The organism is Pseudomonas sp. Irchel 3A18, assembly GCF_900187465.1.
In the GTDB taxonomy this organism is placed as follows: Bacteria; Pseudomonadota; Gammaproteobacteria; order Pseudomonadales; family Pseudomonadaceae; genus Aquipseudomonas; species Aquipseudomonas cichorii.
This window is the reverse complement of the sequence record NZ_FYDI01000008.1, coordinates 36,027-57,213: the sequence shown is the minus strand read 5'-3', so window position 1 is coordinate 57,213 and position 21,187 is coordinate 36,027. Positions and strand designations below refer to the sequence as shown.

18 protein-coding genes and 3 pseudogenes are annotated in these 21,187 nt (G+C 53.7%); 12 read left to right on the top strand and 9 right to left on the bottom strand.

Translation table 11 applies throughout. The annotated features are described in order from the left end of the window. Both CKW23_RS16905 and CKW23_RS16900 read left to right on the top strand, forming a co-directional pair. Positions 1 to 630 (top strand): annotated as a pseudogene (locus CKW23_RS16905) (hypothetical protein); the annotation flags it as partial. A gap of 111 nt (positions 631 to 741) precedes the next feature. After that, positions 742 to 1,317 (top strand): GNAT family N-acetyltransferase, encoded by a 576-nt coding sequence (locus tag CKW23_RS16900; RefSeq protein WP_025260013.1) that lies wholly within the window; start codon positions 742 to 744, stop codon positions 1,315 to 1,317. A 12-nt stretch (positions 1,318 to 1,329) separates the two neighbouring features. Here CKW23_RS16900 and CKW23_RS16895 read toward each other — a convergent pair whose 3' ends face one another. Together CKW23_RS16895 and CKW23_RS16890 are read right to left on the bottom strand one after the other, a co-directional pair. Next, complete coding sequence (locus CKW23_RS16895) at positions 1,330 to 1,602, bottom strand: hypothetical protein (RefSeq protein WP_025260012.1); 273 nt, start codon at positions 1,600 to 1,602, stop codon at positions 1,330 to 1,332. Positions 1,603 to 1,771: 169 nt separating this feature from the next. Then, a complete protein-coding gene (locus CKW23_RS16890) occupies positions 1,772 to 3,328 on the bottom strand; it encodes a TerC family protein (RefSeq protein ID WP_025260011.1) in 1,557 nt (518 codons plus the stop codon). 644 nt (positions 3,329 to 3,972) lie between these two features. Between CKW23_RS16890 and CKW23_RS16885 the strand changes: the two genes are divergently transcribed. The 5 genes and pseudogenes from CKW23_RS16885 to CKW23_RS16865 all read left to right on the top strand — a co-directional run bounded on the left by CKW23_RS16885 (position 3,973) and on the right by CKW23_RS16865 (position 6,613). Continuing rightward, positions 3,973 to 4,254, top strand: a complete 282-nt coding sequence (locus CKW23_RS16885) for a hypothetical protein (protein WP_025260010.1) — start codon at positions 3,973 to 3,975, stop codon at positions 4,252 to 4,254. Positions 4,255 to 4,375: 121 nt separating this feature from the next. Continuing rightward, positions 4,376 to 4,717 carry an FKBP-type peptidyl-prolyl cis-trans isomerase gene (locus CKW23_RS16880; RefSeq protein WP_025260009.1) on the top strand — a complete coding sequence of 114 codons (342 nt, stop codon included), beginning with the start codon at positions 4,376 to 4,378 and terminating at the stop codon, positions 4,715 to 4,717. A 133-nt stretch (positions 4,718 to 4,850) separates the two neighbouring features. Further along, positions 4,851 to 5,078 carry a hypothetical protein gene (locus tag CKW23_RS16875; RefSeq protein WP_025260008.1) on the top strand — a complete coding sequence of 76 codons (228 nt, stop codon included), beginning with the start codon at positions 4,851 to 4,853 and terminating at the stop codon, positions 5,076 to 5,078. Between the two features lie 51 nt (positions 5,079 to 5,129). After that, a pseudogene (locus CKW23_RS16870) lies at positions 5,130 to 5,726 on the top strand (YoaK family protein); the annotation flags it as partial. Between the two features lie 125 nt (positions 5,727 to 5,851). Further along, on the top strand, positions 5,852 to 6,613 hold the full coding sequence (locus CKW23_RS16865; protein ID WP_095068024.1) for a hypothetical protein: 762 nt from the start codon (positions 5,852 to 5,854) through the stop codon (positions 6,611 to 6,613). Positions 6,614 to 7,261: 648 nt separating this feature from the next. Here the strand turns inward: CKW23_RS16865 and CKW23_RS16860 are convergent. After that, the gene (locus CKW23_RS16860; RefSeq protein ID WP_095068023.1) at positions 7,262 to 7,453 is read right to left on the bottom strand and encodes a hypothetical protein; all 192 of its coding nucleotides are present in this window, start codon (positions 7,451 to 7,453) and stop codon (positions 7,262 to 7,264) included. A 287-nt stretch (positions 7,454 to 7,740) separates the two neighbouring features. On the opposite strand from CKW23_RS16860, the gene CKW23_RS16855 reads away from it, so the two are divergent. Further along, positions 7,741 to 8,814 carry a hypothetical protein gene (locus CKW23_RS16855; protein WP_095068022.1) on the top strand — a complete coding sequence of 358 codons (1,074 nt, stop codon included), beginning with the start codon at positions 7,741 to 7,743 and terminating at the stop codon, positions 8,812 to 8,814. A 39-nt stretch (positions 8,815 to 8,853) separates the two neighbouring features. On the opposite strand, the gene CKW23_RS16850 is transcribed toward CKW23_RS16855, so the two are convergent. After that, positions 8,854 to 10,530, bottom strand: a complete 1,677-nt coding sequence (locus CKW23_RS16850) for a recombinase family protein (RefSeq protein ID WP_095068021.1) — start codon at positions 10,528 to 10,530, stop codon at positions 8,854 to 8,856. 53 nt (positions 10,531 to 10,583) lie between these two features. Between CKW23_RS16850 and CKW23_RS16845 the strand changes: the two are divergent. Together CKW23_RS16845 and CKW23_RS16840 are read left to right on the top strand one after the other, a co-directional pair. After that, positions 10,584 to 10,703, top strand: a pseudogene (locus CKW23_RS16845) (DUF1275 domain-containing protein); the annotation flags it as partial. Positions 10,704 to 10,782: 79 nt separating this feature from the next. Then, entirely contained in the window at positions 10,783 to 11,745 is a 963-nt protein-coding gene (locus CKW23_RS16840; RefSeq protein ID WP_025260006.1) for a class I SAM-dependent methyltransferase, read from the top strand. Between the two features lie 86 nt (positions 11,746 to 11,831). Here CKW23_RS16840 and CKW23_RS16835 read toward each other — a convergent pair whose 3' ends face one another. The 5 genes from CKW23_RS16835 to CKW23_RS16815 all read right to left on the bottom strand — a co-directional run bounded on the left by CKW23_RS16835 (position 11,832) and on the right by CKW23_RS16815 (position 18,611). Beyond that, positions 11,832 to 12,164 carry a DUF2790 domain-containing protein gene (locus CKW23_RS16835; protein ID WP_025260005.1) on the bottom strand — a complete coding sequence of 111 codons (333 nt, stop codon included), beginning with the start codon at positions 12,162 to 12,164 and terminating at the stop codon, positions 11,832 to 11,834. 202 nt (positions 12,165 to 12,366) lie between these two features. Further along, the gene (locus CKW23_RS16830) at positions 12,367 to 12,696 is read right to left on the bottom strand and encodes a DUF2790 domain-containing protein (RefSeq protein WP_038399841.1); all 330 of its coding nucleotides are present in this window, start codon (positions 12,694 to 12,696) and stop codon (positions 12,367 to 12,369) included. Positions 12,697 to 12,858: 162 nt separating this feature from the next. Further along, entirely contained in the window at positions 12,859 to 15,993 is a 3,135-nt protein-coding gene (locus tag CKW23_RS16825) for a CusA/CzcA family heavy metal efflux RND transporter (protein ID WP_095068020.1), read from the bottom strand. Positions 15,994 to 16,017: 24 nt separating this feature from the next. Further along, on the bottom strand, positions 16,018 to 17,319 hold the full coding sequence (locus CKW23_RS16820; RefSeq protein ID WP_025260004.1) for an efflux RND transporter periplasmic adaptor subunit: 1,302 nt from the start codon (positions 17,317 to 17,319) through the stop codon (positions 16,018 to 16,020). Positions 17,320 to 17,375: 56 nt separating this feature from the next. Continuing rightward, positions 17,376 to 18,611 (bottom strand): TolC family protein, encoded by a 1,236-nt coding sequence (locus tag CKW23_RS16815; RefSeq protein WP_095068062.1) that lies wholly within the window; start codon positions 18,609 to 18,611, stop codon positions 17,376 to 17,378. 313 nt (positions 18,612 to 18,924) lie between these two features. Here CKW23_RS16815 and CKW23_RS16810 point away from each other — a divergent pair, with 313 nt between their 5' ends. Both CKW23_RS16810 and CKW23_RS16805 read left to right on the top strand, forming a co-directional pair. Beyond that, positions 18,925 to 19,599, top strand: a complete 675-nt coding sequence (locus CKW23_RS16810; protein ID WP_025260002.1) for a heavy metal response regulator transcription factor — start codon at positions 18,925 to 18,927, stop codon at positions 19,597 to 19,599. Continuing rightward, positions 19,596 to 20,963, top strand: coding sequence for a heavy metal sensor histidine kinase (locus CKW23_RS16805; RefSeq protein ID WP_025260001.1), 1,368 nt, complete (start codon positions 19,596 to 19,598; stop codon positions 20,961 to 20,963). Before CKW23_RS16810 ends, CKW23_RS16805 begins: the two co-directional genes overlap by 4 nt. The last annotated feature ends 224 nt before the right edge of the window (positions 20,964 to 21,187 follow it).

The window sequence follows — 21,187 nt, the reverse complement described above, 5'->3', positions numbered from 1 at the left end:
ATGGGTGCCATCGGTTTCGATTGCCTGCTCTGGCTGCACAGCACCCTCAGCCGTCACGACGGCAGCGAGTTCAATCGGGTAGACGGCATGCTGCGTTTCAAGCGGCGTTTTCGGCGCCTGTTTGTCGCGCCTTTTGAAGAGTTCGACCCGGTACTGACCACGCTGCCCAGCGGTTATGGCTCCCGTGACTATGCGATCACGCTCTATCACCGCTACACCAATACCCGAATCTGTCTCGCCACCAAGGTGCATAGCCTGGGACTGGACAAGGCCAATGCCCTGGCCTTCTGGGATTGCCTGCAACGCTATATGGACATCACCCAGCCCCTGCCCGACCTTCCGGTACTGGAACAAAGCCGCCATCTGGACCCGGTTACCGCCGCCCACGACACCCGCACTGGCCGCAACCCTCGCCGCTGGCGCGATCAGGCACTAACCGGCTGGAAAACCTCGGGAGAAAAGAAGCTCAACGAGCAATTGCAACACTATCCCTGGCAACAACAACCCTGCGTGATCAAGGCCCGCCTGAGCGAAGAACTCACCATCGAAGCCTGGTATCGCACTCAGGAAGCCAAGGGTATTCAGGCAACCTCCAAGGCTGAGGACTTTGTGTCGTGCGCTGGTGACTGAGAGAAACGGATCCCCCCAAGCATAACCCGGACTGTACAAAATCCGGGGCTCAGGCAAAATCTACCCGCCCGATACAAGACCACTGCTGCAAGCCCTTCTGCAAGGAGCACCATGATTCAGATTCGCCCCATGACCCACGACGATTTCGAGATTTTCTGGCCCACGTTTCAGGCTGTCGTGGTAGCACAGGAAACCTACGCTTATGACCCGGCACTGACTCGGGAACAGGCACAGGACCTGTGGATGGGATTGCCTTTGCATACGCTGGTCGCTGAAGAAGACGGCCAGTTGCTGGGCAGTTATTACCTCAAGGCCAATGCCGCCGGCCCCGGCAAGCATGTCAGCAATTGCGGTTATATGGTGACCGAGGCCGCACGCGGACGCGGCGTGGCGCGTCTGATGTGCGAGCACTCTCAGCAACTGGCTCGCGAAAGCGGTTTTCTGGCCATGCAGTTCAATTCGGTGGTGTCCACCAATGAAGCGGCGGTTGCCCTGTGGACCAAGCTGGGGTTTGCAACCGTGGGACGCCTGCCACGCGCCTATCGCCATCGGCAATCGGGGTTGGTGGATTGCCTGGTGATGTTCAAATGGCTGATTGATGAGCCCGAAGCTCAAGAACCAGCCCAGCCGAAGTTGATCGGACGCAAGAATATCGAGTCAGTGGTCTCGCGACCACGACGCCGGTAGTCAAAAGCCCGCTCAGTCCTTGACTTCGTTCAGGGCAAATCTTCGCCCCTTGGTGTCCCGCACCTCGGCGCCCACGATATAGGCGATGGTTTGCCCGTCATGGTCAACCAGACGCTGTGGGGTTCCAAGGCTCAAGGTGCCTATCTCGCCACTCCAGTCGCGGCGCGGATCATGTTCCAGATAGGCGTAGACCTTGCGCTCGCGGATACGCCAGACGGGATAGGACTTGCGGGTTGAAACAACGTCATAAGTCAGATTGGGATTGAACAGGAAGGCAGTGGCCATGGCAGTCTCCGTTTGTGGACGTGGTTGACTGCATGTTGAAACCACAGGGAATGAGGCAGGATAGACCAAGCATCACTGGCAGTGCAGGTTCGCCTGACCGCCGACAGCAAAACGCGGGCGGAACGGGCTAAAAGTGCCCGCCCCGCCCGACGTTCAAGGTTTAAGAGGTTTACGCATCAGGTTGCTTTTGCAGCAGAACCCGCGTCACACGCCGTTCCTCGACACCGACGACCTTGAGTTGCCAGCCTTGCCAGTCCAGGTTGTCACCGATCACCGGCAAGCGATCCAGCAGACTCATGACCAGGCCGGCCAGGGTCTGATAATCATCGGTTGCCTTGGCCTGAAAGCCGGTCCGCTCGCGGATCAGGCTCAGGTTCAAGGCGCCCGACACCAGGAAGTCCTCACCCTGCGGCACGATATCCGGCCCTTCCACTTCGCTGGCATCAGGTAACTGGCCAGCGATGGACTCCAGAATATCGGTCATGCTCAAGACACCGATGAAGTCGCCGAACTCATTGACCACGAATGCAATGTGAGTCGACTCTTTGCGCATCTGCTCTAGGGCATTGAGGATGGTGAAGTTATCCAGCAGGTTGATCGCCTTGCGGCTCATCAGACGCAGGTCAGGTTCGTTACCCGCCAGGATTTCCTTCAACAACTCCTTCTTGTGCACAAAGCCCAATGGCTCATCAATGCCAGCCTCGCCGATCAGCGGCAGTCTGGAGTATGAGGAGTGCATCAGCTTGAGGCGGATCTTCTCCGCATCATCACCAATGTCGATGTAGTCGACTTCAGTACGCGGTGTCATGGCGGTGCGCACCTGACGTTCGGCCAGTTGCAGGACGCCGCTGATCATGACGCGCTCGCGACGGTCAAAGACAGGCTCAGTGCCTTCGCCCTCGATCATTTCGATGATTTCCTCCTCGACCTCACCCGCTTCCAGCTTGCGGCCGCCCAGCAGACGCATCACCGCATGGGCTGCACGCTCACGGCGCGGCAGATGACCATGGGCAGACTTCTTGCTGCGCTTGCGAGCGATCTGGTTGAACACCTCGATCAGGATCGAGAAGCCAATCGCGGCATACAGGTAGCCTTTAGGTATGTGGAAACCCAGACCTTCCGCAGTCAGGCTGAAGCCGATCATCATCAGGAAGCCCAGACACAGCATGATGACGGTCGGGTGGCTGTTGACGAACTTGGTCAGCGGCTTGCTGGCAACCAGCATCAGGCCGATGGAGAAGATCACGGCAATCATCATGATCGACAGGTGCTCGACCATGCCAACCGCTGTAATCACAGCATCCAGCGAGAACACAGCGTCCAGCACCACGATCTGCGCCACGATAGGCCAGAACATGGCATAGGCGGCATTACCGGCACGCTGGCTGACATGGCCTTCGAGTCGCTCATGCAACTCCATCGTGGCCTTGAACAGCAGGAACACACCACCGAACAACATGATCAGGTCACGCCCGGAGAAGCTGTGATCGAACACCTCGAACAGAGGCTCGGTCAGCGTCACCATCCAGGAAATACTCGCCAGCAGGCCCAGTCGCATGATCAGCGCCAGGGACAGGCCAATCACGCGAGCCTTGTCGCGCTGTTCGGGAGGCAGTTTGTCGGCCAGGATGGCAATGAACACCAGGTTGTCGATACCCAGCACCAGTTCAAGCACGATCAGCGTAAGCAGGCCAAGCCATGCCGTGGGGTCAGCAATCCATTCCATAGGAATCATTCAGTCTCGTGCAAAAAGTGGCGGGAGGATGTCATCGGCAGAATCAAGCATGCACTGCGAGGCGTTACCGGGCTTGGCTCGGTAAATCCGGAGGGCAAAAGGCTGACGGGGCGAACACCCTGCAAGAGAGTGAAGAAACCAATGCTTGAATGAAGTGATCCGCTCGATAACGAGGCGTGGGCACGCGAGCAGATGGGGGGTGTTGATGAAGCAGAGCGACCAGGAGGCTCCTGAGGGGTATTCATATAGTCCTGAAAATTAATGCGGGATGAGATCCTACAATAGAAAAAGATATTTCACCCGTCGAATAAGTATTACAAAGATTGACTGAGATCATGGGTAAGTCATCCTCCAGCGACACTATGTCGCACGCCCAAAGGCGACCAGTTATCTGACGACGGCGGCCAGGCGGTAGCTGCACGCCTTCATTTGTCTTAAAATGTTGCAATACCGTCAAGCGAGTGCGGAATCGAACATGGGCAGCCAGCCTGTCCTGTCGCGACATCCCACTTGACTTGAACCGACTTATAAAAAGAAAGCCCGTCCCTGACGGGCTTTCTGCGTTTTCAGCTTTTGCTTTCTGGCTCACAAAGCCGTAAAGCCAGCTCCGTTTTCTGATATTGAGGCTATTTCCAATGCTGCGGCTTGTTGTGATTCACCTGTTCCAATGGTTCAAACGTCTTTCCTCGGTGCTTGCATCCCGCCGCTCTGCAGACACCCCCTACTCCCGTGATTTCAATCGCGAAGACGATCAGGGCCGCTGGACCTTCATTTCGATCTTTATCGTGCTCACCCTGAGCCTGTATTGCCTGGCCGGGCTTGGTTACTATGCCAAGGTCAATGTCTGGGACCACTTCACCGAAGAGCAGAAGGCCAATATCGCCCAAGCCATGGTGATCAGCACACAGAACCTGTGACACAAGACGCAGTGACCACCGGACGGGGAAGTGAAAGCTTCCCCGTTTTCATTTGCGCAACTTGCCACCCACAGGCTTTTCTGCGAGAAAGCAGCCCCGACCATCACAGGACAATCAGGCCATGAGCAACGAACTACAGATTACCGACCTGCATATCGGGGACGGCAAGGAAGCGGTAAAAGGCGCCTTGATCACCACTCATTACACTGGCGTTCTGGACGACGGCACCGTCTTCGACTCATCCCATGAGCGCGGCAAGCCATTTCAGTGTGTAATTGGCACCGGCCGGGTCATCAAGGGCTGGGACATTGGCCTGATGGGCATGAAGGTTGGTGGCAAACGCAAGCTTTTCGTCCCTGCTCACCTGGGCTATGGCGACAGAAAGATGGGTGCCCATATCCAGCCCGGCTCCAATCTGACGTTTGAAATAGAGCTGCTGGAAGTCCTGACCCGCGACGATTGATCACGGGCAAGGTATGGCCTGCCCGACACCATTTCCTTCGTGAATGTCTGATACAGCCCCCGGATTGCTTGTTACCGTGGAAAAAGCCATGCTCTGGGCATGGAGTTCAGACATTTATCTGACAGGAATATATATGGCTCTCAATAAGCCGACCCAGGAGCTGAAACGGCACCTGAAGGGCACTGCCTCCAATCTTGAAAAAACAGCCGATGAAATTCTCAAGCTCGCCTCTGGCATGAAAGATGTCGATGTGACCGCCATTCTGCAGTTGGTCAATCGGCTCTATGGCGATGCCGACCAGCTCAAGGCCTATGTGGATGAGGTCAAGGCGAAAAGGATCGTGCGCACCAAGCCGCAGTGAAACACGGACAGAACCCCAGCCCCCGCGCAGCCTACTGCCAGAGAGCCATCCATGTTGCCATCCGCCACAAAGATAAGCGCCAGCCCCAGACACCTGAACATGCAGAAATGGCGTGGCAGGGTCGGCATGGCACTGGCGGCCAGCCTGTCAGTGCTGGCGGGCATGACCGATGCGATAGGCTTCATGGCCACCGGGGATTTCGTTTCATTCATGAGCGGCAACACTACTCGCCTGGCCGTCGCTATCAGCGATGGTGACTCGGGGACAACCACACGCCTGATACTGGCCATTATTGTTTTTATTGCAGGCAATGCCCTGGGCGTCATCATTGCCCGCCTGGGTGGCAGACGCGCCCTGCCCTTGTTGCTCAGCGTCGCCACACTGCTTTGCGCTGCCGCGGCCTGGCCAATGGATTCAAATATTCTGGTACTTGTCTGGGCCATTCTGGCAATGGGCATGCTCAATGCTGCTGTTGAACAGGTCAACGGTCTTCCCGTGGGCCTGACCTACGTGACCGGCGCGCTGTCACGCTTCGGGCGTGGCCTGGGGCGCCGGATGCTGGGTGAGCGCCGCGATGGCTGGCGGATTCAACTTGTCCCGTGGGCAGGCATGTTTGTCGGTGCCGTCATTGGCGCCGTGCTTAAAAGGTATAGCGTTTTCTAATAATTTAGATCGAGGCGGCCAAAGGTGCGGAGGCTTTGCATCCGTGCCTTTGGGTGCCGGAAATCTGTGATATTGATACGATCCAATAAAATAGCTATGGAAAGTAGAGCATGGGAAGCCTAGGTTTTTATGAGGAGTTGCTTGGGAAGAACGGGCTAATGATACCGGTCTATTCCAATATGGGTTTACTGGACTCTATGTGTCAGGTGTTAATGGATAATGACCACCCAAGTGACTCATTAGTGGAAGATTTGCTGGCAAGGGTATATAACCCTAATCAGTTAGCGGCGATGGTATTAAATCGCTATCCAAAAATTCCGATTGTCTGTGATTATAAAATATCTATTGCTGAATCAATAGAAGCCCATTTTTTAGGACTTGACCATGTTGCTGTTGCGGGTCTTATGCCCGTGGTCGAAGGCGTGGGCAGGTCGCTATATGAGAAAAATGGGCTTGGCTCAAAGAGGGGTAAAGGTCTTGTTGGACGTTTCCAACGTCTTACTGAATTTGCAATATGCGATATTACAAAAAAGAAACTTGGCGACTATTTGGAAGTTGAATCTATGCTCGCGTCGTTTCAAAATTTTCTAAAAACTTGCTTCTTCAGTGATTCAGACTCCTATCCCTTGAGTGACAAAACTAATAGAAATGGTATTTTTCACGGGGTGTATACTGACAAGGATTACGGCAGCCCATTAAATTTCTATAAGACATTAGGTGCTGTGGATATGTTGTGCCTTATTTCTAATTTTCAAGTATTTCAACCTAAGCCCACTCCGGAGAGTGAAGCATTAGCATCATATTATTTCGCTATTAGTCATCAAGCAGCTGTGCGTGAAAAACTGTGGGGGGAGGTTGTATTGGGCGTATAAACAAGTTATTGAGTTGGGTGTACGTATGTGTGTTACGTATGCGTGTGTCTTTCTTACTAAAGATGATCTTCTTTATTTAACTCAAAAAGCCTTAGGCTTTTCTCGCTTTTTAATTCCAGAATTGCCTTCGAAGAAGGCTTCGCCTTTGATCTTCTCAGGCAAATCTGGTCTTCCTCGTTTTTACCAAAAAAAACAAGTAAAGCCTGACCTGATTTTGTTTATTTCTCAGGGCTTAAATTCAGTGATACTCAGTTTAAGCTTTGAACACTATAGTGGCTAACAAGCTATCATCGCCACACTGGAACCCTGTTCAACATATATTACTATATGGCTGGCGGGTCGAAGAATTTCCAGTTTCCCCATTCTATTCCTCTTAGGCTACGCAACGGAACCATCTCTTGAATTTCCAACATTGCTTACAGGGGTTAATACTATCTTTCTTGTAGTTATGGATTATTTACAGCAGAAGGGACTTGAAGGATTAAAATCATATGCTATAACTTTAATTACAAGTTGAACTGCCGTTAACAGTATCAACGCCGAACCCTAAATACTAACTACATTTGGGGTTCACCTTTTTACAAACTACCATTTAATTCTACTCTGTCAAATTCCGACAATAAAAAACCCGCTCAATGGCGGGTATTTTCATTGTGCCTGCTGCACTTTTTCTCTATATCGTTTCTCAAGGTCAGCAGCAGTGGTAAAGGTTTCATTATAAAGCCATTCAGTCACATTGCCATTTTTGTACAGCTCGGCAGTTTTACGATAGATGTTAACGGCAATGTTTCTTGAAATTCTTAGGTCTTCGATATTATTAAGGTCTAGCTTTCTACACATATTATTCTCCTTTGTTTTTCACTTTAATATCAAACCATAGTTTTTTCGACTTGCAAGCGGAAAACAAAAAAATATTATCGTGCTTATTGCTCTTCGCTTTAGCTCTAGCTTTGGCAATTGGTTTTAAGCCCGTCAGGGCTGGGGTATTAGGGGGTATCCCCCTAACAAGTAGGAAGGCGAAGCCGTCAACCCGAAGGGTTGTCCTATCTTGAATACCCTATAATAACCGTGCCAGTTGCAATTATTTGGTTGCGTGGTAAAACATATATATCAACAATATTTTATATATGGCAAAAATCAAAAACTGGACGGTCGTTTCCCAGCGAGTGAAAGACAAACAAGATGGACTAGTAGCGTATTCAAAATATCTACTGGATGAAAAACACAAAAATCACTCAAAAAAAGACACTCGCATAGTGCCTATGCATGGAGATGTGAAAGATTTCGTAAAGTACTCCACCTGCCAAGCGTTGGACTTTGATATGGCTAATACAAAGGGTGGTAGAAGAGTTGAATCATATGCTCAAAGCTTCGTTTTCACATTGCCCGATACGGTCGAGAAACCGACCGATGCACAATGGAAGTCGATATCGGCTGATATTATTAGAGCGGTACATAAGCACTTAAAATCAGATGTGCCGGTAAATAATTTTGGGAAAAGGTGTTTCACTAACTTGCACGACCAGTCAAATCCGCATCTAAATTTATTAGTCTCTCGAATATTTGAAGGTGAGAGGTTGGACAAGTTAGATAAGAAAGGGCTGATAGTAGCACTTAAAAAGCAGTTCAATAGCTCTGTATTGAAGCACTGCAATATTAACTATGCGAATTATCAACCAACCAACCCCAGCAGGGGTAAAAGGTTGGAAAACTGGAAACTAGAACAACAAAAGCTAAGGGAGGAGCAGGAAAAGTCCTTGAGATTGAAGCAAGAGGCGGCAGATGCGGCCCTGCAAGCCGCCAGCCAGTTGCTACTGGCCCAGCAGGTCAAAGATGAATCAGAAGTGACGGAAATCGCAGCACGGGAAGCCGTAGCAGCGGCCAGAATGGCCAAAGCTGATGCTGATCGTTCAATTTCTCTATTGAGTGAGATGAAGAATCTGTTTTCTCAGTTCAAGATGTCATTAGCTGATTGGATTAAGAACATTAAAATTTACGATCCGATAATGGAAGAGCTGAGCAGGGTCGAAGTTATTGATAGAGCAGAAACTATTCAAAAACATCCAATATATGACAGCGAACTAGAAATAGTCATGTTTAACTCAATAGAGCAGGCTGAAATAGAGGCGGAACCTTATACTGTCGAGGAAAAACCAATATCGGGGAGAATTCGTAGAAGACGGACTAATAAACCAAGCTAAGAAAAATCCTTTTGGGACTTTTCTCAGTTCGGGTATGAGCTATTTTATAATGTGAGATAGGTCTGATATTCCAAATTCGGCTAAGGGCGATTTTTCTGTAATGCGATGCCATATCGTCAATTTGAATTGTTCATCGCCTTTTATCCTGACATTTAAGGACATGTAGTAGTTATCTTTGCTACGATTGACCTCAAAAATAATGCCTCGACTGATGAAGAAAGTATTTAACTTTAATCGGCCTTCTTCCGTTTCGTATAACTCAATGACATCTTTGTAGGTGGTGACCTCTAGGGTTTCTGTCGAGATGGTCAATTGACCTTCAATGTTTTGGATTTCGCTTTCGAGGGCTGTAATCCTCGATTCGCAATCTGCTATTCGCTTAATAAAAGTCTTGGGTATGATGCCGTCGAACTGGGCCAGTGAGGCGTCTAACATTTCCAAGGTGTTCCTTTCCGTGCTTAATAGTGCTTTCTTTGCTCGTATTTCTTCTTTGGGTGCCGAAGTATCACGAACTGAAAAAAACCGGCTAAAAGCGTCATTTACGACGTCCATGTTTTGATACTGCTCTTGGCTGAACCACGTAAAATCTTTTCGTTTTTTTGTAGTGCGTTCATCGACATATCGGTTTTCGGATATCTGCTTTACAAAGGCAAGGAAGGCTCCGAAAACTTGCTCGAATCGGATTCGGTTATCGCATTCACACACTCGTTCGGCTCTGTTAGAGCATACGAGGTAGGCATAACGCTTCTTTTCTTTTCCTAAGCCTTGCAGATTGAACAACATTCCTACTTTATGAAGTTCGCACTGTATGCAGTGCCGGAAAATGTTGTAATTGCTCGGTGAACGCCTACCGCGTTTATTTTCGTTGAATCTGCCCTTAATTGCCGAGACAGCAGCGTCGAAGTCGGCTTCTTCGATTACTTTTGGAAAATAGCCGGGAACGTATCGGTCTAATACCCTACCGTTGCCGTCTTCCTTTCGACGGCTAAGGCACAAAACCCCGATGGGACTTTTTGTTTTGATAAGTTCGTCAATATGCTTGCGAGTCCATCGGCGTTTTGAGTATTGGTTAACTCGCTTGATACTTTCCAAAATTCCCATATGTTTGAGTAATTCAAAAATGTGGCGGATTTCTTGGGCCTCGCCTTCAACAATGGCGAAGGCTTGTGTCTTTTCGTCGTAGCGGAATCCGTAAGGGCATTGTTTACGAATGATGGTTGTTTCGGCAGCATCTCGCTTTTTGAGCCATGAAGATTTGAGTCGTTTACTCTTCGTTTCGCTTTCCTCATGTGCTCGCTTGGCAATGACGCCCACAAGGATCAGCGTCTCTAGGTCGCGGCTAGGATCGTCATAGGAATAGGTCTTGTTGTCGAAGACAGTATGTAGTCGCACCCCTTTTTTGAGAATCGACTGGATAAGATCAACGGAATCGGTGAGCTTCTGGCGGGTAAGACGGTCGATAGATTCAACAATGATGTAATCACCTCGTTCGATCTCTCCGTTCTCTACTCTATCCAACAAGCCTTTGAGCTGGCCTATGCGGGCGTTTGCACCCCGGAAGGCACTGATTCCCTTGTCGATGACTGTTTCGACCACAGGGACGCCTTTGGCCTCCGTGAAGGCTTGTAGCGGGGTGATCTGACGGCTGTGGCTATCTCGGCCTTCCTCACCTTGTTCTGCGGTTGACCAGCGGACGTAGGCATAAGCCTTGGACATGGTGACGACTCCGGATAAATTCTAAATGTGATTTTATTAGAAAATACACCACCGTTGTTGAACGGCACATGGGACTCAATGCACTGCTGGTCAGCGGCGGGCTCTCAGCCTTGCTGGGGCTTGTGTCACTGAAAATCCCCCATCGCTGGCAACGCCGCTATATGCCACGCTGACGCGACTGGATTGCTCTTCCATTTCAGCGTCGCTTGAAATGCGTTTAACATACGCGCCCTTTCACTGCCGACCCTTGTCATGACCCCTGATGCGCTCGCCACTCTGCAACAGCACGTACTCGATGCCTTGAGCACCGTGCCCGATGAAACCCGTCGCCTGTTTCATGGACGCGGCAGAGTATGGCCGGGGCTTGAACACATTACCGTCGACTGGATGCAGGGCGTGGTGCTGGTCTCGCTGTTCAGGGAATCACTGGAGTCAGAACTGGAGTCATTGACCCGACTGCTGCTGGAGCTTACGCACTCCCCTCAATGGCAACAGAGCCAGGCCCATACGCTGTTGCTGCAACATCGCTATCTGCCACAAAGCACTGTGCAATGCCTCGTGGGCGAGCTGATGGACGAGTGGGTCATTACCGAGAACAACCTGCGCTACAAGGTGGATTTCGGCAAGAAACAGAACAGCGGTCTGTTTCTGGACATGCGTTATGGCCGCGAATGGGTTCGCTCCCGGGCCAAGGGCAAGCGGATACTCAATCTGTTCGCCTATACCTGCGGCTTTTCGGTCGCTGCCATTGCCGGCGGTGCCGATCATGTGGTCAATCTGGACATGGCCAAGGCCGCGCTGAATCGTGGACGTGAGAATCATCGGCTCAATGGCCATGATCTGAGCCGGGTCAGCTTTCTGGGACACGATCTGTTCAAGTCGTGGGCCAAAGTCACCCGTTCGGGTCCTTACGATCTGGTGATCATCGACCCGCCGTCATTCCAGAAAGGCAGTTTCATGCTCGACAAGGATTATCAGCGGGTTTTGCGCCGCTTGCCGGAACTGCTGACCGAGGATGGAACGGTACTGGCCTGTATGAACGATCCGGCAGTCGGCACGGACTTTCTGATCCGACACACAGCAGTTGAAGCTCCGGGATTGCGCTTCGAGCAACGCCTGGAAAATCCGCCCGAATTTCCCGATGCCCGTATCGAGGGTGGTTTGAAAGCTCTGGTGTTCAAGGCTGATGGTGAACCCCGGGCAGGATGGGCATAGCGGCGAGGAATGCAGCCGGGAATACCTTCCTCAAATGCAATAAGCGGCTGGCGCATACGCACCAGCCGCTTATTGGTTTGCAAGCATCAGTTTCTACCGGCACACTCAGTTATTGCCTTGTAACTCAGTGTATTGAGATCGCCTTGCGAGTCTTCATAAGTCATGAACTTATAGTTGATACCGCAGTCGCCAGGGGCCGGGGTCTTGATGACCACCTTGGCAACATCCAGCTTCATTCCGTAGGCATAGTTCTGTATAACGGGAACCGGCTTCTGGACCTTGGCCGCATATTCCTCGACCTTGATCTGATGCGCTTTGCTGCGCTCATCACTGCCCCGCAAGTCCGTCGTACTGAAAGCATACGAAGTCAATGGCGAAGCCAGTGCAAAGGCAAGAACGGACAGCTTTAAAACATTCATCTATTTTCTCCTGTTTGGTGGTAACTCAATGTAGCAATACAATCACTCGGTAAAAATATGCCACCCGGCATACCCTGAAGCGCCAATTGTTTCTGTTTGTTTTTTATTTGTAAAAAGATCGTGATATTTAAAGAAACCTGCTCACTGGCTTACCGTGACCTGCCGCCGGCCACGACGACAAAGCGAGGCAGCCAGAGCGTCATCAGTTCTTGCCAGCGCAGTCACTCAATACCTTGTAGCGCAGCGTATTGAGTTCGCCTTGGGAGTTTTCATACGTCATCAACCTGGCGTTGACCCCGCAACTCTTCGGCGCCGGAGTTTTAACGATCACCCTGGCAATATCCAGGTTCATACCGTAGGTGTAGTTCTGTATTTCAGGAACAGCCTTCTGCATCCTGGCTGCATATTCCTCAACTTTAAGTTGATGCACCCTGCTCCGCTCGTCGCCTTGAAGGTCCACAGAACTGAAAGCGTACGAGGTCAGTGGCGAAACAAGCGCAAAGGCAAGAACAGACAGTTTTATAACATTCATCTTGCGACTCCTATCAAGTGATGACTCACTGTAGCAATCAGACACTTTCCAGAACGTTGCTCGAGAATTACCATTTTGTAATCGCGCTGAACGCTTTATAAACCCCAAATAAAAAAGCCCGTGGCAGTTCACCCGCCACGAGCCTTTCAACAACTTGAATTCTTATTCTTCTCGACGATGAGCCCACTGATACAGCGCTGGCAATACCAGCAAAGTCAGAATCGTCGACGACAGGATCCCGCCGATCACGACGGTAGCCAGAGGCCTCTGCACTTCCGCGCCAGTGCCAGTCGCCAGAGCCATGGGGATGAAGCCCAGAGAAGCAACCAAAGCCGTCATCAGTACCGGGCGCAACCTTGTCAAAGCGCCTTCATGGATGGCTTTTTCCAGGCTGAAGCCTTCCTCACGAAGGTTACGAATGAAGGCAATCATCACCAGACCATTCAAGACCGCGACACCGGACAGGGCAATGAACCCGACCCCGGCGGAAATCGACAATGGAATGTCCCGCAGCCATAACGCCAGGATACCGCCCGTCAAGGCAAAGGGAATCCCGGTGAACACCAGCAAGCCATCCTTGAGGTTGTTGAACATCATGAACAGCAGCGCCAGCACCATCAGCAACGCCACGGGCACCACGATTTGCAGGCGCTGGGCCGCTGATTGAAGCTGCTCGAACTGGCCACCCCAACTGGTCCAGTATCCCGGCGGGATCGTCACCTGCTCCTGAATGGATTGCCCGGCCTCTTCCACGAACGAGCCAAGATCACGGCCTCGTACGTTGGCGCTGACGATGACCAGACGCTTGCCGTTCTCGCGACTGATCTGATTAGGCCCGAGGACCAGATCCAGGCTCGCCACCTGGGACAATGGGATGAAGCCGATCTGCGCATTGCTGCTGCCCGGACTGGCCGGAATGGGAATCAGCAGATTGGAGAGCCCGTTCACGTCGGTGCGCAGTTTCTCGGACAAGCGCACCACCATGTCGAATCGGCGGTCCCCGTCATACAGCGTGCCGGCCTGACGCCCACCGACAGCAATCGCAATGGCATCCTGCACATCGCCCATGTTCAAGCCATAACGGGCAGCCTTGTCGCGATCGATATTGATCGTCAGCACCGGCAGGCCGGTCGTCTGTTCGACCTTGACCTCCGAGGCGCCGCTGACCTTCTGCAGCGTTGCGGCGATCTTGTTCGCCGTCTGATTCAGTACATCCATATCATCGCCAAACACTTTCACCGCAACATCGCTGCGCACACCTGAAATCAGCTCGTTGAAGCGCAACTGAATCGGTTGGGACAGCTCGTAGTTGCTGCCCGGCACGCTGGCAGCGGCGGCCTGCAACTCGGCAATCAGTGCCTCGCGGGACTTCTTCGGATCAGGCCATTGATCGGCAGGCTTGAGCATCACGTAGCTATCGGAAATATTCGGCGGCATCGGATCGGCGGCGATTTCCGCAGTCCCTGTACGGGCGAACACGCGCTCCACTTCCGGCATGCGCTCGATAATGGCTTTCTCGAGTCGCTGTTGCATGTCCACCGACTGGGTCAGGCTGGTGCCCGGAACACGCAAGGCCTGCAAGGCAAAGTCGCCTTCACTCAGACTGGGAATGAACTCACTGCCCATTCGGCTGGCGGCAACACCAGAAACGGCAATAACCGCAAACGCCATGCCGAACGCCAGGGTACGGTTGCCAAGCACCCAGTCCAGAACCGGTGCATATCGCTGGCGGGCCGTACGCATGACCACGCCTTCCTCTTCCTTCACCTTGCCAGTGACGAACATGGCAATGGCAGCCGGTACGAAGGTCACGGACAGGATCATCGCACCCAGCAGCGCAATGACCACGGTAAAGGCCATCGGGTGGAACATCTTGCCCTCGACACCTGTCAGGGCAAATATCGGCAAGTAGACGACCATGATGATCAACTGACCGAAGATCAACGGACGCCGGGCCTCACGCGCGGCTGCAAACACTTCATGGAAACGTTCGGAACGGGTCAGCATCCGGCCATGCCGCTGCTGGGCATGGGCCAGCCTGCGAATGGCGTTTTCGACGATCACCACCGCGCCATCGACGATAATCCCGAAGTCCAGCGCCCCCAGGCTCATCAGGTTGGCACTGACCTTGTTGGCGAACATGCCGGTAAAGGTGAAGAGCATGGCCAGTGGAATCACCATGGCGGTGATCAGGGCAGCACGAATGTTACCCAGGAACAGGAAGAGGACCGCGATAACCAGAATCGCGCCTTCGATCAGGTTCTTCTTGACCGTGGCAATAGCCTTTTCCACCAGATTGGTACGGTCATACACCGTCACCGCAACGACGCCCTTGGGCAGCGAGCGATTGATCTCGGTCAGCTTCGCAGCCACCGCCTGGGAGACGCTGCGACTGTTTTCGCCGATCAGCATGAAAACTGTACCCAGCACGACTTCACGACCGTTTTCGGTCGCTGCACCGGAACGCAGTTCCTTGCCGATCACCACATCGGCAACATGACTCACCCGGATCGGCGTGCCCTGCACATTGGCAATCACGATATTGGCGATATCGAGTTCATTGACCAGTTGCCCCGGCGCCCGGATCACCAGTTGCTCACCACCCCGCTCGATATAGCCAGCGCCGACATTGGAGTTGTTGCGCTCAAGGGCCACGATCAGGTCGTTGAGTGTCAACTTGTAGGCAGCCAGCTTTTTCGGATCGGGCGCTATCTGGTACTGCTTGGCAAAGCCGCCAATGGTATTGATCTCGGCGACACCCGGCACATTGCGCAACTGTGGCTTGATGATCCAGTCCTGAATGACCCGCAGGTCAGTAGGCGTATATGGCGTGCCATCCTCTTTCAGCGCCCCCTCTTTGGCCTCGACCGTCCAGAGGAATATCTCTCCGAGACCGGTTGAGACAGGCCCCATCATGGCATCGATGTTTTCAGGCAACTGCTCCTTGGCAGTCTGCAAACGCTCGCTGACCTGTTGGCGGGCGAAAAACAGGTCGGTGCCATCCTCGAAAATCACGGTGACCTGGGACAGCCCCGAGCGCGACAGCGAACGGGTCTGCTTCAGGCCTGGTAGACCGGCCATGGCGGTTTCGATGGCAAAGGTAATGCGCTGCTCCGTTTCCAGCGGAGAAAAACCCGGTGCAGCGGTATTGATCTGCACCTGGACGTTGGTGATATCGGGCACCGCATCGATGGGCAGCTTCTGGTAGCTGGCAATGCCCAGCCCGGCCATTAGCAGGACCGCCAGCATGACGACAATGCGTTGCTCTATGGCAAATTGAATCAGGCGTTCAAACATGGAAGAGTTCTCGTGCGTAGCGGATCAATGGGCATGCTCGGCCGAGCCCTTGCCCAGCTCCGACTTGAGGACGAAGCTGCCTGCGGTTGCAACTTGTGTGTTGACTGCCAGCCCCTTGAGCACTTCCACATAGCCGCTGTCGCTACGCCCGAGCGTGACTGGCTGGACCTGGAAACCCTGTGGCGTACGTACGAAGACCGAAGGCTTGTCTTCAACGGTCTGAATCGCTTCTTCGGGAATGCTGACCGCGACCTCGCTGGCATGCGCCACCACCGCAACGGAGACGAACAGTCCTGGCCGCCAGGCGCCCTGCGGGTTGGCGAGTTTCACCCGAACCGTCGCAGCCCTGCTCTGCTCGCCCAGCAGGTTGCCGACATAGCTCACCTGCCCCTCGACTTCGGCATTCATATCGGGTGAACTGACTTTGACATTGCGCCCGACCAACACCTTGTCCAGATCCTTGGGCGTCACACCAAAGGTGGCCCAGACACGGGAGAGATCCGAGAGCGTGAAAACGTTGCTGCTCTCGCTGACCACTTCACCGAGCCCCAGATGCTTTTCAACGACCACGGAATCGAAAGGCGCAACGAGTTCGTAGCGATTGCCAGTGGCTTTGCCGGCAGCCCCCATGGCACTGACTTTCTGCCGGGCATTGCTCAGGGCGATTTCGGCCTCCTGCAAGGCCTGACGCGCCTGCTGGTAATCCTGCTCGGCCGAGATCTTGTCTTCCCAGAGTTTTTTCTCGCGCTGAAATGTCAGGCGGGCCAGTTCGACCCGACGCTGCGCCGCGCTCAACTCACTGCGCTGCTCCGAGACCTGCTGGCTGGCAATCACCGCCAGAACCTGGCCTTTTCTGACCTGCTGCCCCAGATCGGCTTTCACCTCTTCCACGACACCGCTGACTCGTGGCACCACATGAGAGGTGCGATCCTCATCGAAGCGGATTTCACCGGGGAACGAGACGGACGTGCTCATCTGGCGAGAAACGGCCACACCCAGCTCAATGCCCGCCGCCTTGATCTGGGCCTCGCTCAACTCCAGCGCGCCCTCTTCTTCATGGCCCTCCTCTCCATGCCCTTCTTCCCCATGGCTTTCATCGTCATGCTCGTCCTTGTCGGCCGGTTTGCCTTTTGGCTCATCCCCGTGATCGTCATGACCTTCCCCTTCATGGCCTTTCTCCTGGCCGTGAGACGACTCCTTTTCATCGTCATGGGCATGTTCGGAAGAAGCATTGGAGAAAGACTGACCGCCGCCCAGGGTCAGACTGCCCAGGCCAATGAGAACCACCACTGCCGTCGCAGCGGCAATGTTGCGTTTGTTATTCATGAAGACTCCTGATTGGCCACTCAGGGCTTTACGCCCCTGCCGCTGGCCACCGCTGGCTATTGAAGTTGAGTGAGGAAACGGCCCGAGTCGCCGTAAATGCGTTCGATGACGACCCGTGCATCAGCCGCGCGGGCCAACGACTCCAGATACTGGCTACGTGCAGAAATCAAGGTGCGCTGTGCATCGAGCACTTCCAGGAAACCGAACTTGCCCATCTCGAAACCGCGGGTTGCGGTGTCGACGGCCTGTTGGGCGGCAGGCAGGATGACCTTGGTGAACGCCTCGGCTTCCTGGGCTGCGGTGTCCCACTGATCGACCGCCAGTTGCGTCTGGGTGCGCAGCTTCAACTCCACGGAGTTGCGCAAGTCTCGGGATTGATCGGCACGTCGCGCGGCCGCCAGGACATTGCCCTGATTGCGATCGAACAATGGAATCGGCACGGAAAAGCCGACCACATTGACCCGCTCGCGGTCTTCACGGCTGTACTGGCTGCCCACGCTGACGGTGAGGTCTGGAATACGTTGCGCCTTCTGCGAACCCAGTTGCGCCTCGCCTAGTGCGATGCGGGTTTCGGCCAGACGCAGCTCGGCGGTCTGTTTGATTTGATTCAACAGGGTTGGCCCGTGAGGCGCCTTGCCCGGCGACAGATTCGGGGACTGCAGGCGCTCGAAAGAGGTCTGCGACTGGCCCATGATCTGAGACAGTTCACGCCAGGCAGCCGATTTGGCGATCTGCGCCTGACGCACCTGCAGACGGGTTTCGGCCAGTTGCACCTGAGCCCGGGTGGCTTCTACAGGCGACGACTTGCCAGCCTGGATACGACCCTCGGCAACCTTGAGTCCTCGCTCGGCCAGTGTCTGGGATTCCAGCGCCAGATCCAGCCCGGCCTGGGCTCGCAAGGCTGCATAAAAGCTCTGAATCACTTCGCCACGCAAGGCATTGCCACGTTGCTCCAGCTCAAGTGCGGCGACATCCTGACCACGGCTGGCGACATCGACACGAGCGCCTCTTTTGCCTCCCAGTTCCAGCGCCTGACTGATGGCGATGGTTGTGGTGCTGGTGGACTTGCGGGTGTCCTCCATCTCCCAGGACAGCTCAGGATTGGGTATCAACCCGGCCTGCTGCCGCTCCCCAAGCGCGATGTCGATTTCCCTGCGAGCGGCAGCCAGATCCGGATTCATGGAAAAGGCCGTGTCCAGAGCGTCGGACAGTGTGATGGATTGCGATTGCGCTGCCGTCGCGCTCTGGCTGAAAAACGCCAGGAACAGCACACAGGCAAAGCCCATTTTCATTCTGCCGGGTTTGCCGCCCGGTGAACTGTTCAAGATTCGATAGCCGCGCACGTTGTACTTCCCCACTTGCATGATCCACGCCTGAGCGGCGATTGCACCGGCGAGCATGAGCTGCCGGGGTTGACGCAGGGACTTTAGGGAATGGCAGTTATCAGCGGGGTTGCTGGAAAATTACAATTTCGTTATCTGAAAAAAGTGCGGCGCTTTGGCCTTAAAGTAAGTAACACATCAGCATTGACTCTGTAGTCGCTACAGACTTCAGAATCCTTTCGCTTCAGCATCCACTGACTCAATTCAAACAGGATATTCAACCATGCGAATCCTTGTGGTCGAGGACGAGCCTAAAACTGCCGAATACATGCATCAGGGTCTGACCGAAAGCGGTTATATCGTCGATGTTGCCACGACAGGAATCGACGGCCTTTGTCTGGCCCAGCAACAGATCTATGACGTGGTCATTCTGGACATCAACCTGCCGGGCATGGATGGCTGGGATGTTCTGGCACAACTGCGCAAGACCAGTAATACCCGGGTCATGATCGTCACTGCCCGCGGCCGTCTCGATGAAAAGATAAAAGGCCTGGAATCGGGAGCCGACGACTATCTGGTCAAGCCGTTCGAGTTTCCCGAACTGCTGGCACGGATTCGCACCCTGATGCGCCGCAGCGAGCAGGCCAATGTGCCTCAGGTGCTGCAAGTGGCGGACCTGGAGCTCGATCAGGGCCGACACCGGGCATTCCGGGGCAAGCAGCGTATTGACCTGACCACCAAGGAGTTCGCACTCCTGCATTTGTTGATGCGCCACAGCGGCGAGGTTCTGTCACGTACCCAGATCATTTCTCTGGTGTGGGACATGAACTTCGATTGCGACACCAACGTGGTGGAGGTGTCCATCAGGCGCCTGCGGGCCAAGATCGATGACCCGTTCGATAACAAGTTGATTCATACCCTGCGCGGCGTGGGTTATGTGCTGGAGTCCCGGGAATGAAGCCCACGCGGCTATCGATGCAACTGGGGCTGACCGTCAGCCTGATGTGCGCCATCCTGGTGATCGTCATGGCGACGCTGGCCTCACTGGCCATCTCGCGCCAACTGGATCTGCGGGCCAGCAACAGCCTTGAAGAAAAGCTCAAGCAGATCGAGCACAGTCTGACCGAGACGGCCAGCAGCGCAGATATCATGCTCAACCCCCATAATCTGCGCGACCAGATCATGGGCCATGACGATTTCAGTCTGGCGATCATCGATCCGGCCGAGCCGACACATGTGCTGTTCAGCATGGGCCCTGCGACGGCAGAACAGATTCTGGCCATGAACGCCGACAGCCCGGACACCGGCAAGGTACTGATTGCCTCAAGGCTGGTGCCCTTGCGCGACAAGGAGAAGGTTACCGTCCTGCTGTCTCTCGACCGGCAAAGCGATACTGACTTGCTGCAGTCTTACATGACCTCGACCCTGATCGCCTTGCCGCTGATTCTGCTGCTGGTGGGCGCGGTCGCCTGGTGGGTGGTGCATCGCGGCCTCAAACCGTTGCGGGCCTTTCGCAAGGTGGCGCAAATGATATCGGCCCGGGATCTGACGCATCGGGTCAAGACCAGCGACTTGCCTGATGAACTGAGCAATCTGGCCCATGCGATCAATTTCATGCTGCACCGCCTGGACAGTGATGTTCAACAGTTGACACAGTTCTCGGACGATCTGGCCCATGAACTTCGCTCGCCCATGAACAACCTGATGGGCAAAGCCCAGGTGACGCTGTCCCGGGAAAGACCACCCGACGAGTACAAGCAGGTGCTTGAGTCATGCACTGAAGAACTGGAGCGCATGTCACGCATGGTGTCTCAGATGCTGTTTCTGGCCAGCGTCAGCCAGCCGTTGGCCCCCATCGCCTTCAGCCGAATCGATCTGGATGAAGAAGTAAGCAAGGTAGTGGAACTCTTTGCCTTGTCAGCCGAGGAAAAGAACATTGCCCTGCAGGTGACAGGTCGCGCCCGGATAAACGGAGAGCGCCTTATGATTCAGCGCGCCATCTCGAATCTGCTTTCCAATGCCATCAGGCACAGCCCTGAAGACAGTACGATCAGCATCAGCCTCGAACAGCAACAGGGTCAGGTTTCGCTCAGTGTCGGCAACACCGGAGAAGGCATCGAGGCCGAGCACCTGCCACGCCTGTTCGACCGTTTTTACAGAGTGCATGCCAGTCGTTCGCGGCATCAGGGCGGCACCGGGCTGGGGCTGGCAATCGTGCGCTCCATCATGAGCCTGCATGAAGGCCATGTAAGCGTACAAAGTACCCCGGGCACTTATACCCGCTTCACGATGATTTTCCCTGCTCCAGAACAACTCACTTAATAATTGACGGCAAATTAATGACACCGCATTAATTACTCTCATTCACTTTAGAGTGAAACTTTATAACCCTCCAAAGCGATAGACAGTTAACCTCAAAACTGTCTATCGACCCCTCACGTCTACGTTCCAGAAAACTTGAATTAATAGATTCAATTGATACCGCTTTTACGCAATAAAAGTTTTCTGCACTCACTATATTTTTTTCACATCACAGCACCTACAGT